The sequence below is a fragment of the Allgaiera indica genome (assembly GCF_900106675.1).
GTDB lineage: Bacteria > Pseudomonadota > Alphaproteobacteria > Rhodobacterales > Rhodobacteraceae > Acidimangrovimonas > Acidimangrovimonas indica.
In genome coordinates, this window is record NZ_FNOB01000017.1 from 1 (window position 1) to 12,784 (window position 12,784).

At 67.5% G+C, this 12,784-nt stretch carries 14 protein-coding genes and 1 pseudogene; 11 read left to right on the top strand and 4 right to left on the bottom strand.

What is annotated here, in order from left to right:
- Nucleotides 1–380, bottom strand: a pseudogene (locus BLV97_RS14635) (IS5 family transposase); the annotation flags it as partial.
- Nucleotides 381–853: 473 nt separating this feature from the next.
- Here BLV97_RS14635 and BLV97_RS14640 point away from each other — a divergent pair.
- Nucleotides 854–1,240: a DUF302 domain-containing protein gene (locus BLV97_RS14640; protein ID WP_035837776.1), complete on the top strand. Its 387-nt coding sequence runs from the start codon at nucleotides 854–856 to the stop codon at nucleotides 1,238–1,240.
- Nucleotides 1,241–1,282: 42 nt separating this feature from the next.
- Here the strand turns inward: BLV97_RS14640 and BLV97_RS14645 are convergent, their stop codons facing one another.
- A complete protein-coding gene (locus BLV97_RS14645) occupies nucleotides 1,283–2,209 on the bottom strand; it encodes a DMT family transporter (protein ID WP_035837778.1) in 927 nt (308 codons plus the stop codon).
- Nucleotides 2,210–2,477: 268 nt separating this feature from the next.
- Between BLV97_RS14645 and eno the strand changes: the two genes are divergently transcribed.
- Together eno and BLV97_RS14655 are read left to right on the top strand one after the other, a co-directional pair.
- Nucleotides 2,478–3,755 (top strand): phosphopyruvate hydratase, encoded by a 1,278-nt coding sequence (gene eno / locus BLV97_RS14650; RefSeq protein WP_035837780.1) that lies wholly within the window; start codon nucleotides 2,478–2,480, stop codon nucleotides 3,753–3,755.
- A 222-nt stretch (nucleotides 3,756–3,977) separates the two neighbouring features.
- Complete coding sequence (locus tag BLV97_RS14655; RefSeq protein WP_035837781.1) at nucleotides 3,978–4,658, top strand: haloacid dehalogenase type II; 681 nt, start codon at nucleotides 3,978–3,980, stop codon at nucleotides 4,656–4,658.
- Between the two features lie 6 nt (nucleotides 4,659–4,664).
- Here BLV97_RS14655 and BLV97_RS14660 read toward each other — a convergent pair whose 3' ends face one another.
- The gene (locus tag BLV97_RS14660; RefSeq protein WP_051645805.1) at nucleotides 4,665–5,081 is read right to left on the bottom strand and encodes a globin domain-containing protein; all 417 of its coding nucleotides are present in this window, start codon (nucleotides 5,079–5,081) and stop codon (nucleotides 4,665–4,667) included.
- A gap of 97 nt (nucleotides 5,082–5,178) precedes the next feature.
- Between BLV97_RS14660 and BLV97_RS14665 the strand changes: the two genes are divergently transcribed.
- A complete protein-coding gene (locus BLV97_RS14665; protein ID WP_035837782.1) occupies nucleotides 5,179–5,604 on the top strand; it encodes a cupin domain-containing protein in 426 nt (141 codons plus the stop codon).
- A 50-nt stretch (nucleotides 5,605–5,654) separates the two neighbouring features.
- On the opposite strand, the gene BLV97_RS14670 is transcribed toward BLV97_RS14665, so the two are convergent.
- On the bottom strand, nucleotides 5,655–6,758 hold the full coding sequence (locus BLV97_RS14670; RefSeq protein ID WP_035837784.1) for an anhydro-N-acetylmuramic acid kinase: 1,104 nt from the start codon (nucleotides 6,756–6,758) through the stop codon (nucleotides 5,655–5,657).
- 94 nt (nucleotides 6,759–6,852) lie between these two features.
- Between BLV97_RS14670 and tyrS the strand changes: the two genes are divergently transcribed.
- The 7 genes from tyrS (at nucleotide 6,853) to BLV97_RS14705 (ending at nucleotide 12,643) form a co-directional block, all read left to right on the top strand.
- Entirely contained in the window at nucleotides 6,853–8,106 is a 1,254-nt protein-coding gene (gene tyrS / locus BLV97_RS14675; RefSeq protein ID WP_035837792.1) for a tyrosine--tRNA ligase, read from the top strand.
- Nucleotides 8,107–8,401: 295 nt separating this feature from the next.
- The gene (locus tag BLV97_RS14680; protein ID WP_092164127.1) at nucleotides 8,402–9,106 is read left to right on the top strand and encodes a CoA transferase subunit A; all 705 of its coding nucleotides are present in this window, start codon (nucleotides 8,402–8,404) and stop codon (nucleotides 9,104–9,106) included.
- Between the two features lie 4 nt (nucleotides 9,107–9,110).
- Nucleotides 9,111–10,133 carry a PAS domain-containing protein gene (locus tag BLV97_RS14685; protein ID WP_035837799.1) on the top strand — a complete coding sequence of 341 codons (1,023 nt, stop codon included), beginning with the start codon at nucleotides 9,111–9,113 and terminating at the stop codon, nucleotides 10,131–10,133.
- A gap of 70 nt (nucleotides 10,134–10,203) precedes the next feature.
- On the top strand, nucleotides 10,204–10,830 hold the full coding sequence (locus tag BLV97_RS14690) for a CoA transferase subunit B (protein ID WP_035837801.1): 627 nt from the start codon (nucleotides 10,204–10,206) through the stop codon (nucleotides 10,828–10,830).
- 1 nt (nucleotide 10,831) lies between these two features.
- Nucleotides 10,832–11,131 (top strand): GNAT family N-acetyltransferase, encoded by a 300-nt coding sequence (locus tag BLV97_RS14695; RefSeq protein WP_092164128.1) that lies wholly within the window; start codon nucleotides 10,832–10,834, stop codon nucleotides 11,129–11,131.
- 136 nt (nucleotides 11,132–11,267) lie between these two features.
- Complete coding sequence (locus tag BLV97_RS14700; RefSeq protein ID WP_035837805.1) at nucleotides 11,268–12,044, top strand: methyltransferase domain-containing protein; 777 nt, start codon at nucleotides 11,268–11,270, stop codon at nucleotides 12,042–12,044.
- A gap of 2 nt (nucleotides 12,045–12,046) precedes the next feature.
- Nucleotides 12,047–12,643: an MOSC domain-containing protein gene (locus BLV97_RS14705; RefSeq protein WP_035837807.1), complete on the top strand. Its 597-nt coding sequence runs from the start codon at nucleotides 12,047–12,049 to the stop codon at nucleotides 12,641–12,643.
- The last annotated feature ends 141 nt before the right edge of the window (nucleotides 12,644–12,784 follow it).

The window sequence follows — 12,784 nt, forward strand, 5'->3', positions numbered from 1 at the left end:
CTTGGTGTTCATGCCGCCCTTTGTCCGGCCAATCAGGCGTCCACGCCCCCCTTTTTCACGCCCATGCTGGTCGCTGTTCGGTGTGCCTTCAGGTAAGTGGCGTCGATCATCACAGTCTTCTTTTCGCCATGCTCGGCGGCCAGACCGGCCATCATCCGGGCGAAGATGCCCTTGTCACTCCACCGTTTCCAACGGTTGTACAGCGTCTTGTGCGGCCCATAGGCAGCAGGGGCATCGCGCCACCGTAAACCATTGCGATTGATAAAAATAATTCCACTCAACACGCGCCGATCATCAACGCGGGGTTTGCCGTGTGACTTGGGGAAGAAGGGCTCAAGACGCGCCATCTGCGCATCCGTCAGCCAGAAGAGATCAGACATGTTCACCGCTCGTTTTTCGAACTGTGAATCACGCGGCCAACCGGAAATCAATGGGTCCTGACCCTAATAGCGGGCCGACAACTGCTCCTCATCTTAATACCCGCACCTAACTCCCCCCCCTTCCCGCCCGGAGCGCGCCGCAGGCGCAGGGCGCGCGTCTGCCCGTCCCCACGGGCTGGCGCTTTGCTGCGCTCGATCCCGCCCGGGCCAAGGGAGATGCTGAACCATAAATGGCGCCGCGTGAACGCCGGGGCGCCACCCCACGGGCAGACGCGCGCCCTGCTCTGGCCCGGGGATCCGGTCTCGGCGGAACGATGCCCCCTCTCCGCCCATGCCGCAGTTGCGGCCTTGACCCGGGCCGCCACCGGCCCCAGATCAGCATGGCACATATGCGCGACCCACGATATGTTCACCGCGTCCGGCCCCGCGCCGGCCCGGCGACCAGGCCAACGCAACACGAGAGGGAGACCCCCATGTCCTATGTCCTGACCCGTCTTCTCGAAGACACCCAGATCGGCGAGGCCGAGGAACGTGCGCGCAAGGCGCTAGGCGATGCCGGCTTCGGCGTGCTGACCGAGATCGACGTCTCGGCCACCATGAAGAAAAAGATCGACAAGGACATGCCCGGCTACAAGATCCTTGGCGCCTGCAATCCGAACATGGCCTGGGAGGCCCTCCAGTTGGAGCCGAACATCGGTGCCATGTTGCCCTGCAACGTGATCCTGCGCAGCGTCGACGGCGGCACCGAGGTCAGCGCGGTGGATCCGGTCGCCTCGATGGCCGCGGTCCCGAACGACGAACTGCACGCCGTCGCGGGCCAGGTGCGCGACATGCTGTCGAAAGTGGTGCAGGCGGTCTAGGCCCGGCACCCGGGCCAGGGCGTCCTGCGCGGCGCCCGGCCCCTAGCCCTGCGCGCCCCGGCGCCTTGCCACCGGCCGGGTCCGCGCCTGGGCACGGTTGATCAGCACGATCCCCAGCGCCACCAGCGCGCCCGAGGCCACGATCTGCGGGCTGACTGGTTCCCCCAGCAAGAGCCAGCCAAAGCCGATCCCCAGAAGCGGCGTGAGGAACGAAAAACTTGCCACGATCGAAGGCGGGTATTCGGCCAGCAGCCAGAGCCAGAAGATGAAACCGAAGGAAGCGACGGCAACGATCTGGAACACCAGCCCCGCGATGTCGATCGGCGTCAGATCGCGGATGAAGGGGCCGAAGCCGAAGGCCGCCAGGATCAGCACCGGCCCCGAGACCGAGACCATCCAGAACAGCTGCATCTCGGCACGTTCCTCGCGCAGGCTGGTCCCGCGAGAGATCAGCGCGATCCCGGCCCACAGCACCGCGCCGGCCAGCGACAGCAGATCCCCCAGCAGGCTGGTCTCGCCGGTCTGGCCGCCGCGATGGGCCAGCGCCCAGGCCACACCGGCGAACGCCAGCGCCAGCCCCAGCGCCTTTGTCGGCGTGATGCGTTCGCCCGGCAGCAGGAAATGCGCGGCCAGCGCGAACCACACCGGCATCGAATAGAAGATGATCGAAGACCGCACCACCGTGGTGTGATCGAGCGCCAGGAAAAGGCACAGGAACTCGGCCGCGAAGGTCAGCCCCAGCAGCAGCCCCGCGGGCACGGTGCCAGGCCGGGGCCTCAGGCTGCGCCCACGCCACAGCACCCAGGCCAACACCACCAGCGTCGCCCCGACCGAGCGCAGCCCCGCGAAGAACACCGGCTGCAAACCGCCGTTCACCACCTTCACCACGACCTGATTGAGCCCCAGCAACAGTGACGAGCCGATCAGCCCCGCCACGCCCGCCGCATCCAGCCTGTCCTTGCGCGCCATGTTCCCCCCGCTTGCCCTTTCCTCTCGCCGCGATCGGCGGGGCGGTCAAGCCCCGCGCCGAATCTCTGGATCCGGCCGGGATCGGATCCGCTGACGCGCAGCCCCGGAAGGCACATTTGCGCCAACGCTCTTTTCCCGGCCCCGGAAACCCCATAGAACGGCGCCGAAGCCGCCGGGCACCCGCCCCCGGCCACAAGACACTTGGCCCCGAAATGTCCGGCCACCCTACGCCGCCTTGCGCGATGCCCCTGACCAGGAAGGACGACACATGAGCACCATCATCGACATCACCGCCCGCGAGATCCTCGACAGCCGCGGCAATCCGACGGTCGAGGTCGACGTCTATCTCGAGGACGGCGAGATGGGGCGCGCCGCGGTGCCCTCGGGCGCCTCGACGGGCGCGCACGAGGCGGTGGAAAAGCGCGACGGCGACGCATCGCGCTACGGCGGCAAGGGCGTGCTGGACGCGGTCGCCGCGGTGAACGGCGAGATCGCGGAAGAGATCGTGGGCTATGACGCGGACGAGCAGATCACCATCGACCGGCTGATGTGCGAACTGGACGGCACCCCCAACAAGGGCCGGCTGGGGGCCAACGCGATCCTGGGCGTCAGCCTGGCGGTCGCAAAGGCGGGCGCGCAGCTTTATGATCAGCACCTTTACCGCTATATCGGCGGCGTCGGCGCGCGGGTGCTGCCGGTGCCGATGATGAACATCATCAACGGCGGCGAACATGCCGACAACCCGATCGACATCCAGGAATTCATGATCATGCCGGTCGGCGCCGCCTCGATCCGCGAGGCCGTGCGCTGGGGCTCCGAAGTGTTTCACGCGCTGAAGAAGGAACTTTCCGCCGCCGGCATGAACACCGGGATCGGCGATGAGGGCGGTTTCGCCCCGAATCTTTCGTCGGCACGCGAAGCGCTCGATTTCATCCTGAAGTCGATCGAGAAGGCAGGCTACAAGCCGGGCGAGGACATCCACCTCGCGCTCGACTGCGCCTCGACCGAATATTTCAAGGATGGCAAGTACGTCATGGCGGGCGAGGGCAAGACCTTTACCTCGGCCGAGCACACCGAATACCTGGCCGCGTTGTGCAAGGACTATCCGATCATCTCGATCGAGGATGGCTGCGCCGAGGACGATTGGGACGGCTGGCGGCACCTGACCCAGACGCTGGGCGACAAGGTGCAACTGGTGGGCGACGATCTGTTCGTGACCAATCCGGTGCGCCTGAAGCGCGGGATCGACGCGGGCTGCGCCAATTCCCTGTTGGTGAAGGTGAACCAGATCGGCACCCTGACCGAGACGCTGGACGCCGTGCGCATGGCCGACCGCGCACGCTATACCAGCGTGATGAGCCACCGCTCCGGCGAGACCGAGGATTCGACCATCGCCGACCTCGCCGTGGCGACGAATTGCGGACAGATCAAGACCGGCAGCCTGTCGCGTTCCGACCGGCTGGCGAAATACAACCAGTTGATCCGCATCGAAGAGGCTCTTGGGCCGACCGCCGAATATGCGGGCCGCTCCGTCCTGCGGGCCTGACGCCGCCGAAAGCGCCCCTTGGTGCGCGGCCCCACGGCCGCGCCGGATAATGCCGCCGGTCGCGATGTCGTCTTTCTGGCAAAATCATCTCTCGGAGGCCCCCGGAGCGGGCGTGGCTCCGGGGGCCATGGCCCGCCGCCTCCCGTCCGCGGCCGTCCGCTTGGGCGCCGCCCCCTCGACTGCCGCCTTGCGTGCGGCCCGGTTCCCGCCCACGATCACCGGATGATCAAGGCCCTCATCTTCGATGTCTTCGGCACCTGCGTGGATTGGCGCGGCTCGGTCGCGCGGGCCGTCGCGGGCGCCCTGCCCGGGGTCGATGCCCCAGCCTTCGCCGACGCCTGGCGCGCGGAATACGACCCCGCCATGGCGCGCATCCGCGAGGGAGGGCGTGGCTATATCGCCCTCGATGATCTGCATCTGGAAAACCTTTTCCGGGTGTGCGACCGCTTTCACGCCACCTGCGCCGATCCCGAAACGCTCAACCGTGCGTGGGAGCGGCTCGATCCCTGGCCCGACGTGGCGCCGGGCCTGCGGGCATTGAAGACACACCGGATCATCGCACCCTGTTCGAATGGCTCGATCGCGCTGATGACGCGGCTTGCGCGCCATGCCGGCCTGCCCTGGGATTGCATCCTCGGCGCCGATATCGCGCGCGATTACAAGCCCAAGCCGGCGGTCTACCTGGCCTCCTGCGCGGCGCTGCGACTGCCGCCCGCCCAGGTGATGATGGTGGCCGCCCATAATGGCGACCTGCACGCGGCCCGCGCCGCCGGGCTCGGCACCGCCTTCGTGCCGCGCCCCACCGAACACGGCCCCGGACAAACCTCCGATCTGACGCAAGAGGCCGACTGGGACCTGATCGCGCCGGATTTCAACGTGCTCGCACGCCTGTTGAATGCATGACACCGGCTATCGGGCCGGTCGCGCCGCGATCATCCGTTCCACCATCTGGTCATAGGCCCGGTGCCAGGCGCCACGGGTCTCGGCATCCCACCCCCCGCCCAGATAGCCCGCCAGCACCTCGAACAGCGCCTCGCGCATCGGTTCGAAATGCGCGGGCCTCACCCCCAAGGCGGCATGGGACCGGCCCAGATCATGCAGCCGCCCGGCCGTCGCCTCGGGCGCCTCCAGGGTGTCGACGACCACCTGCAGGGTGGACATGAACTTCATCCCCTGCCCCTCCAGATCACCGCGAAACAAGCCGCGCAGATCCGGGCGTCGCCGGAACAGCGCCGCATAGAAATCGCGGGACGCGGGCTCGACCCGGTCGCGCACGGAACGGAAGCTGGCGCGGACCAGCGCGGCTTCGCGGGCGGTGAGGCTCATGGCATCCTCCTTTTCCGGTGGCAAAGGCCCAGACTTGCACCGCCCCCGGGCCCCAGCCATGATCTGCCTCAATTCGCCGCAACCCGCAGGAGGCCCCGTGGACGCCGACGACATCATCGCAAGGCTCGGCCTCGCCCCCCACCCCGAGGGCGGCTGGTACCGCCAGACCTGGGCGGCCGAGTCCGCGCCTGGCGCACGTCCGGCAGGCACCGCGATCCTGTTCCTGCTGAAAGCGGATGAGCGCAGCCACTGGCACCGCGTCGACGCCGCCGAGATCTGGCATTTCCACGCCGGCGCCCCGCTGATCCTGCGGATCGCCGCCACCGAGGCCGGCCCGGCCCGCGACCACCTTCTTGGTGCCGACCTGACGGCGGGACAGATCCCCCAGGCCATCGTGCCCGCGCACCACTGGCAGGCCGCCCGCCCCGCCGGTGGGTGGAGCCTGGTCGGCTGTACCGTCAGCCCCGGCTTCCGCTTCGAGGGGTTCGAGCTTGCCCCGCCCGGCTTCGACATCCCCGGCTGACCGCCCCTTCATCTTGGCGAAAATACTCCCGCCGGAGGCGCGCCGCCGCCTCAGCCCTCGGGGCGGCTCAGTTGCCCGCCACCCACCGCCGCTGCGACCCCGGTAGTCGTCGGGCAGGAGGTCGGCAATCCACGCAGCACCCGCACCGCCAGATGGGCGAAGGCCTGCGCCTCGATCATGTCGCCGTCGAACCCCGCCTCCTCGATCGCCACCACCGGGAAAGGCACCCGCTCGGCCAGCATCGCCATCAGCGTCATGTTGTGGCGCCCGCCGCCCGAAACCAGCATCACCTCGGGCACCAGGGGGAAATGTTCGCACCCCGCCGCCACCGCCGCCGCCGCCGCCGCGGTCAGCGTCGCGGCCGCATCCGCATCCGGCAGCGGCGCGACCGCACGCGACAGCGCCGCAAAGGCATCCCGGTCCAACGATTTCGGTGGGATCCGGTGGAAATAGGGATGCTTCAGAAAGGCATCGAGGATCGCCGCATCGGGCGTGCCCTGCGCCGCCAGCACCCCGCCCGCATCCTGCGCCGCGCCGCGTCGGGCCAGCATCAGATCGTTGATCGGCGCATTTGCCGGGCCGGTGTCGAAGGCCAGCAGCGCGCCCTCGGCCTCGGGGCGGGGTTTGCGCGGGTCGGCCCAGGTGACATTGCCCACCCCGCCAAGGTTAAGGAAAGCCACCGGCGAAGACAGCTCCATCCAGCGCGCCAGGGCGAAATGGTAGAACGGCGCCAGCGGCGCGCCCTGCCCGCCCAGTTCCACGTCGGAGCTGCGGAAATCCCACACCACGGGCAGGCCCAGAACGGCGGCCAGAACCACCCCGTCGCCCGCCTGATGCGTGCCGCGCCCGCCCGGATCATGGGCCAATGTCTGGCCGTGAAAACCCACCAGTTCCGCCTGATCCGTATAGCGCGACAGCAACTCGGCATGGGCGGTCTCGACGACCTCGGCCGCCGCCTGCACGCCGTCCTCGCCGGGCCACAGGCCGAGGCCCGCGCGCAGCGCCCCGCGCTCGGCCTCGGAATAGGGCCGGTAGCCGGTGTCGCCGAAGGCGTAGATAACTTCGCCATCGGTTTCCAGCAGCGCCGCATCCACCCCGTCCAGCGACGTGCCCGACATCGCCCCCAACGCCCAGATCGGCCCGCTCAGCGCCATTGCCCCCGCCCCGCTTCTTTGCCTTTTCCTCTGCCCCCCGCGCCGATATAGAGGGCGCCGGGCAGAGGTTGCCCGAAGCATGGACCAAAGCGCGATGACCTACCATCCGAAATCCGATTTCCTGGCCGTGATGATCGAGCGCGGCTTTCTGGCCGATTGCACCGATTACCAGGGCCTCGACGAGGCGCTGATAAAGGGCGGGATGCCGGGCTATATCGGGTTCGACGCGACGGCGGCCTCGCTGCATGTGGGCAGCCTGATCCAGATCATGATGTTGCGCTGGCTGCAAAAGACCGGCAACAAGCCGCTGGTGCTGATGGGCGGCGGCACGACGAAAGTGGGTGATCCCAGCTTTCGCGCCGATGAACGCCCGCTGCTGACGCCGGCGCAGATCGACGCCAACATCGCCGGGATCAAGCAGGTCTTCCAATCCTATGTCAGCTTCGGCGAAGGGCCGACCGACGCCTTGATGCTGAACAACGCCGAATGGCTGGACGGGCTGAAATACCTCGATTTCCTGCGCGATATCGGGCGGCATTTCAGCGTCAATCGGATGCTGTCGTTTGAATCGGTGAAGTCCCGGCTTGACCGCGAGCAATCGCTCAGCTTTCTCGAATTCAACTACATGATCCTGCAGGCCTATGATTTCCTGGAACTGAACCGCCGCTACGGCTGCCTGCTGCAGATGGGCGGATCGGATCAGTGGGGCAATATCGTCAACGGCATCGACCTGACGCGCCGGGTGCTGGATCATGAGATCTACGGGCTGACCTCGCCGCTGCTGACCACCTCGGACGGCAAGAAGATGGGCAAAAGCCAGTCGGGCGCGATCTGGCTGAACGCCGAGATGCTGAGCCCTTATGAATTCTGGCAGTTCTGGCGCAACACCACCGATGCCGATGTGGGCCGCTTCCTGAAGCTCTACACAGAATTGCCGGTGGCGGAATGCGACCGTCTGGGCGCGCTGGCGGGGTCCGAGATCAACGCGGCCAAGGTGCAGCTGGCCAATGAGGTCACCGCCCTGCTGCACGGGCCCGAGGCCGCCGCCGCGGCCGAAGCCACCGCGCGCGAAGTGTTCGAGAAGGGCGGCGTCGGTGGCGACCTGCCCACCCTGGTCCTGACCGCCGATCAGGTAGGTGAGGGCATCGCCAGCACCGCGCTGTTCGTGCAGGCGGGCCTGGCCGGGTCGGGCAAGGAGGCCAAACGGCTTTTCGCCGAGGGCGGCGCGCGGATCAACGACGAGGTCGTCACCGAGGCCCGGCTGATGTCGCGCGAAGAAATCGCCTCGGGCCTGAAGCTGACCGCCGGCAAGAAGCGCCACGCGCTGGTGCAGCTTTCCGACGGCTAGGAACGCCGGGTGGCGCCCGGCCCTGAAGGGGCGCTTTCGCAACGCCTGGCCCGGGCACGGCGCCCCCAGTCCGATGCCGCAGGTGCGCTGATCGGCATCGCCGTGCCGCCCCTGCCGGGGGGGGGGGAGGTCGGGCGCCGCCCTGCGCGGGGCGGCGGGCGACGCGCTGTCAGAGACGGCCCTGCGGCTGAAAATACCTGTTAGCGCTGACAGGTGCGCTGCGTTGCGGCATCGCCGTTGACTCTGCGCGTCGCCGGCGCGACAAATCCACGCGACGAAGACAAAGGGGGATCCCATGAAGAAGGTCTACGGCAGCGCGACCGAGGCGCTTGACGGACTTCTGTTCGACGGCATGCTGATCGCGGCGGGCGGCTTCGGCCTGTGCGGAATACCGGAACTTCTGATCGCGGCGATCCGCGACGCGGGCACCAAGGACCTGACGGTGGCCTCGAACAACGCCGGCGTCGACGGGTTCGGCCTGGGGCTGCTTCTGGAAACCAAGCAGGTGAAGAAGATGATCTCGTCCTATGTGGGCGAGAACGCGGAATTCATGCGCCAGTATCTGTCAGGAGAGCTGGAGCTGGAGTTCAACCCTCAGGGCACGCTGGCCGAGCGGATGCGGGCCGGTGGCGCGGGGATTCCCGGCTTCTACACCAAGACCGGCGTCGGCACGGTGATCGCCGAGGGCAAGGAGGTGAAGACTTTCGACGGCCATGATTACATCCTGGAACGCGGCATCGTCGCGGATCTGTCGATCGTGAAGGCCTGGAAGGCGGACGAGACCGGGAACCTGATGTTCCGCAAGACCGCGCGCAACTTCAACCCGCCGGCGGCAAGCTGCGGCAAGGTTTGCGTGGCCGAGGTCGAAGAGATCGTCCCCGCGGGCAGCCTCGATCCCGACAAGATCCACCTGCCGGGGATCTATGTGCATCGCCTGATCCAGGGCGAGCACGAGAAGCGCATCGAGCAGCGCACCACCCGCAAGCGTGAAAACGCCTAGGGTCATGGTGGAAGCGGATCCTTTCCAGGGCGGTCTGAGCGACCACGTCGCGTTGCAGTTCCTTGCCAGCGCGCCGTTCTCGCTGGTGCTGACCGACCCCTGGAAAGACGACAACCCGATCGTCTATGCCAACCGCGCGTTCCATGACACCACTGGCTATCCAAGAGAGGATGTCATCGGACGCAATTGCCGGTTTCTGCAGGGTCCGGGCACCGATCCAGCGGCGGTGGCCCGGATTCATCGCGCGCTGGAGCGCGAAGAAGAGGTGACGGTCGACATCCTGAACTACCGCAGCGACGGCACGCCTTTCTGGAACCGGTTGATGCTGGCGCCGTTGCGCGATTCCGACGGCAAGGTGCGGTTTTTCAGCGGCGTGCAGAAGATGCTGGCGCCGGAAGACGCGCCGGACCACGCCCATACCACGATCGACGAATTGCATCATCGGGTGAAGAACCACCTATCCATGGTGGTATCCTTGATGCGAATGCACAATCGTGAGGCCGCGACCAATCCGCGTGAGGTGCTGGACAAGGCAGCGCGGCGGATCGAAGGGCTGGCGATGCTCTACGAGCAGCTGACCTATACCGATGGCGAAAACAACCAAGCCGTCGTTCTGGGCGATTATCTGGGCCGGGTGGCGGACAGCGTCGGCCGGCTGGCGCCGCGCGATCAGATCAAGATCAAGCTTCGCGCCGACCGTTTCACCGTACCGGTGGAACGCGCGGTTCCAATGGGGCTCATCGTGTCGGAAGTCGTCACCAACGCCATGCAGCACGCCTTCGGCGAGGCGCCGGGAACCGTGACGATCAATATCGAAGAGGCCGATGACGGCGGCGTGCGCCTGAGCATAGACGACGACGGTCGCGGTTTTGCGGACGGGGTGGACTGGCCGCGCGAAGGATCCGTGGGCGGCAGGCTGGTGCTGCAATTGACCGCCTCGCTGGCGGGCAGCTTGTCGGTAAATTCCGGACCGCAAGGCACGCGCATCATGCTCGACGCGCCGCCCTCGGTCCGGCAGAGAAATTGACGCGGCCCGCGAAAGCGCGGCCGCAAGAGAAGCGCAGGGTGCGCCCTGCCAGAACGCAAAGGAAGATCAGATGGCTTGGGACCGCAACCAGATGGCCGCCCGCGCGGCGCAGGAATTGGAAGACGGCATGTATGTGAACCTCGGCATCGGAATCCCGACGCTGGTGGCGAATTATGTCGGCGACAAGGACATCACCCTTCAGTCGGAAAACGGGATGCTGGGCATGGGGCCGTTCCCCTATGAGGGCGAGGAAGACCCCGATCTGATCAACGCCGGCAAGCAGACGATCACCGAACTGCCGCGCACCGCCTATTTCGACAGCGCCATGTCCTTCGGCATGATCCGCGGCGGCAAGATCGCGGCGGCGATCCTGGGCGCGATGGAAGTGGCCGAGAACGGCGATCTGGCCAACTGGATGATCCCCGGAAAGCTGGTCAAGGGCATGGGCGGCGCGATGGATCTGGTGGCAGGTGTCGGCCGGGTGATCGTGGTGATGGACCACACCAACAAGCACGGCGACTCGAAGGTGTTGAAATCCTGCACCCTGCCGCTGACCGGCAAGGGCGTCGTGGACCGGATCATCACCAATCTCGGCGTGCTCGATGTGGCCGAGGGCGGGCTGCACATCGTCGAATGCGCCGAGGGCGTGACCGAGGATGAGCTGCGCGCCGCGACCGAGGCGACGATCGTTGACTGAGATGCCCGATATCCGCCTGGAACGCGGCGCGACCGAGGGCCGCTATGTGATGCCGCGCGGCGATGAGGAGGCCGAACTCACCTTCTCGATCGTCTCCCCGCAGCTAGTCAGCGCCGACCATACCCGGGTGCCCGAAAGCTTTCGCGGCATGGGCGCCGCGTTTGCCCTGGTGGAACGGCTGGTCGCGGACGCCCGCGCGCAGGGGTTCCGGATCGTGCCGAAATGTTCCTACGTCCAGGCCCAGCGCCGCAAGCATCCGGACTGGGCCGACGTGTTCGCGGACGGCGGCGATGAGGGCTGAGCAGACGTCGCAGCCGCGTCCGCTGCGCTGCCGGAGGAACAGCGCCGGTTGAATCCGCCCCGAAGCGCGGCAATGGATTGACCCATGGCGGGAATTGCGGTGCAGATGCGCCGGCGGACTCGGCAAGGAGGCGGGAATGCCCGTGAAGGATTGGAATCCGGCGCTTTACACCCGGTTCGAAGGGCTGCGGCTGCGGCCGGCGCTTGACCTGATCCAGCGGATCGGCCCCCTGCCCGGGGGTGACGTGATCGACCTGGGCTGCGGCGCGGGTTCGGTCGGCGCGGCACTGGCCAAGGCCTTTCCGGATCACCCCCTTCGCGGTGTCGATGCGTCGCCCGCGATGCTGGAAAAGGCGCGCGCAAGCGGCCATTATGCCGATCTGTCCCACGCCGATATCGCCGACTGGTCACCCAAGGCCCCGCCCGCGCTGATCTTTTCCAACGCCGCCCTGCACTGGCTGCCCGATCACGCAACGCTGCTGCCGCGCCTGGCCCGCGGGCTGGCGCCCGGCGGCACGCTGGCGGTGCAGATGCCGCGCCAGACCGGGGCGCCCTCGCACCGCTTCCTGCGCGATATCGCGATGCATCTCTTCGGCGACCGCTTCGATTTTGCCGACTGGACCCCGCCGGTCGCCCCGGCCGAGGCCTATTGGCGCATCCTCGCCCCCCTGGGACAGGTCCAGGCCTGGGAAACCGAATATATCCAGCACCTTTCCCCCTGCCCCGACGGCCATCCGGTGCGCCGCTTCACCGAAAGCACCGCCATGCGCCCCTTTCTGGAAAAGCTGACCCCGGCCGAGCGCGCCGATTTCATCGCCGCCTATGAAGAGGCCCTTTCCGTCGCCTACCCGCTGCTCGACGACGGCGGCGCGCTGTTTCCCTTCCGCCGCTGCTTCTTCGTCCTCACGCTCTAGCCATGGCCGCCCTCAGACCCACCGCCTTCACCGCCCGCATCACCTGGCTTGGCCGCGTCGCCGACCGCGCCGCGACGCTGGCCTCGCGGCCCCAAGACAGCCTGCCCCTGACCTTCGGCGGCCCCGAGGCAGAGGCCCATTCCGGTACCACGCGCCCATCCTGTTCACGGGTGCTGGATCAGCATCCGCGCGGCACCGAGATCGCCAATGTCCGGCAGTTGACGCTGATTTCGTCCGAGGAGATGGCCCAGATCGCCGCCGACATGGGGATCGCGGCGCTGCGGCCGGAATGGCTGGGCGTCTCGGCCGTGGTCGAGGGGATCGCGGATTTCTCGCAGCTGCCACCGTCATCTCGACTGCAGGGGCCCGACGGGGCGACATTGGTGATCGACATGGAGAACCGGCCCTGCAATCTGCCCGCCCGGGTAATCGAAGACGCCCTGCCCGGCGCGGGCCATACCTTCAAGACGGCGGCATGGGGGCGGCGGGGCGTGACCGCCTGGGTGGAACGCCCGGGCGTTCTGCGCCTGGGGGATGTGCTGCGCCTGCATGTCCCCGATCAGCCGGCCTGGCCGCATTTGGCTGCGGCGCGCGCCTGACCGCGATGCCGCCTTTGGGGGCGCCAAGCCCGGCGCCGGCGAATTTGTTCGGGGATCGGTCGCAATCGCGCCGCTCGCCGGGGGCCTGCTCCGCTATAGCGGGAGGCGGGCGCGCGAAACAAAGGGATAACAGCACGGGGA

What these genes read in the sequence shown, in the direction of transcription:
- BLV97_RS14640 (WP_035837776.1), top strand. Translation starts at nt 854, where the DNA reads ATGTCCTATGTCCTGACCCGTCTTCTCGAAGACACCCAGATCGGCGAG.
- BLV97_RS14645 (WP_035837778.1), bottom strand. Translation starts at nt 2,209, where the DNA reads ATGGCGCGCAAGGACAGGCTGGATGCGGCGGGCGTGGCGGGGCTGATC.
- eno (WP_035837780.1), top strand. Translation starts at nt 2,478, where the DNA reads ATGAGCACCATCATCGACATCACCGCCCGCGAGATCCTCGACAGCCGC.
- BLV97_RS14655 (WP_035837781.1), top strand. Translation starts at nt 3,978, where the DNA reads ATGATCAAGGCCCTCATCTTCGATGTCTTCGGCACCTGCGTGGATTGG.
- BLV97_RS14660 (WP_051645805.1), bottom strand. Translation starts at nt 5,081, where the DNA reads ATGAGCCTCACCGCCCGCGAAGCCGCGCTGGTCCGCGCCAGCTTCCGT.
- BLV97_RS14670 (WP_035837784.1), bottom strand. Translation starts at nt 6,758, where the DNA reads ATGGCGCTGAGCGGGCCGATCTGGGCGTTGGGGGCGATGTCGGGCACG.
- tyrS (WP_035837792.1), top strand. Translation starts at nt 6,853, where the DNA reads ATGACCTACCATCCGAAATCCGATTTCCTGGCCGTGATGATCGAGCGC.
- BLV97_RS14680 (WP_092164127.1), top strand. Translation starts at nt 8,402, where the DNA reads ATGAAGAAGGTCTACGGCAGCGCGACCGAGGCGCTTGACGGACTTCTG.
- BLV97_RS14685 (WP_035837799.1), top strand. Translation starts at nt 9,111, where the DNA reads ATGGTGGAAGCGGATCCTTTCCAGGGCGGTCTGAGCGACCACGTCGCG.
- BLV97_RS14690 (WP_035837801.1), top strand. Translation starts at nt 10,204, where the DNA reads ATGGCTTGGGACCGCAACCAGATGGCCGCCCGCGCGGCGCAGGAATTG.
- BLV97_RS14695 (WP_092164128.1), top strand. Translation starts at nt 10,832, where the DNA reads ATGCCCGATATCCGCCTGGAACGCGGCGCGACCGAGGGCCGCTATGTG.
- BLV97_RS14700 (WP_035837805.1), top strand. Translation starts at nt 11,268, where the DNA reads ATGCCCGTGAAGGATTGGAATCCGGCGCTTTACACCCGGTTCGAAGGG.
- BLV97_RS14705 (WP_035837807.1), top strand. Translation starts at nt 12,047, where the DNA reads ATGGCCGCCCTCAGACCCACCGCCTTCACCGCCCGCATCACCTGGCTT.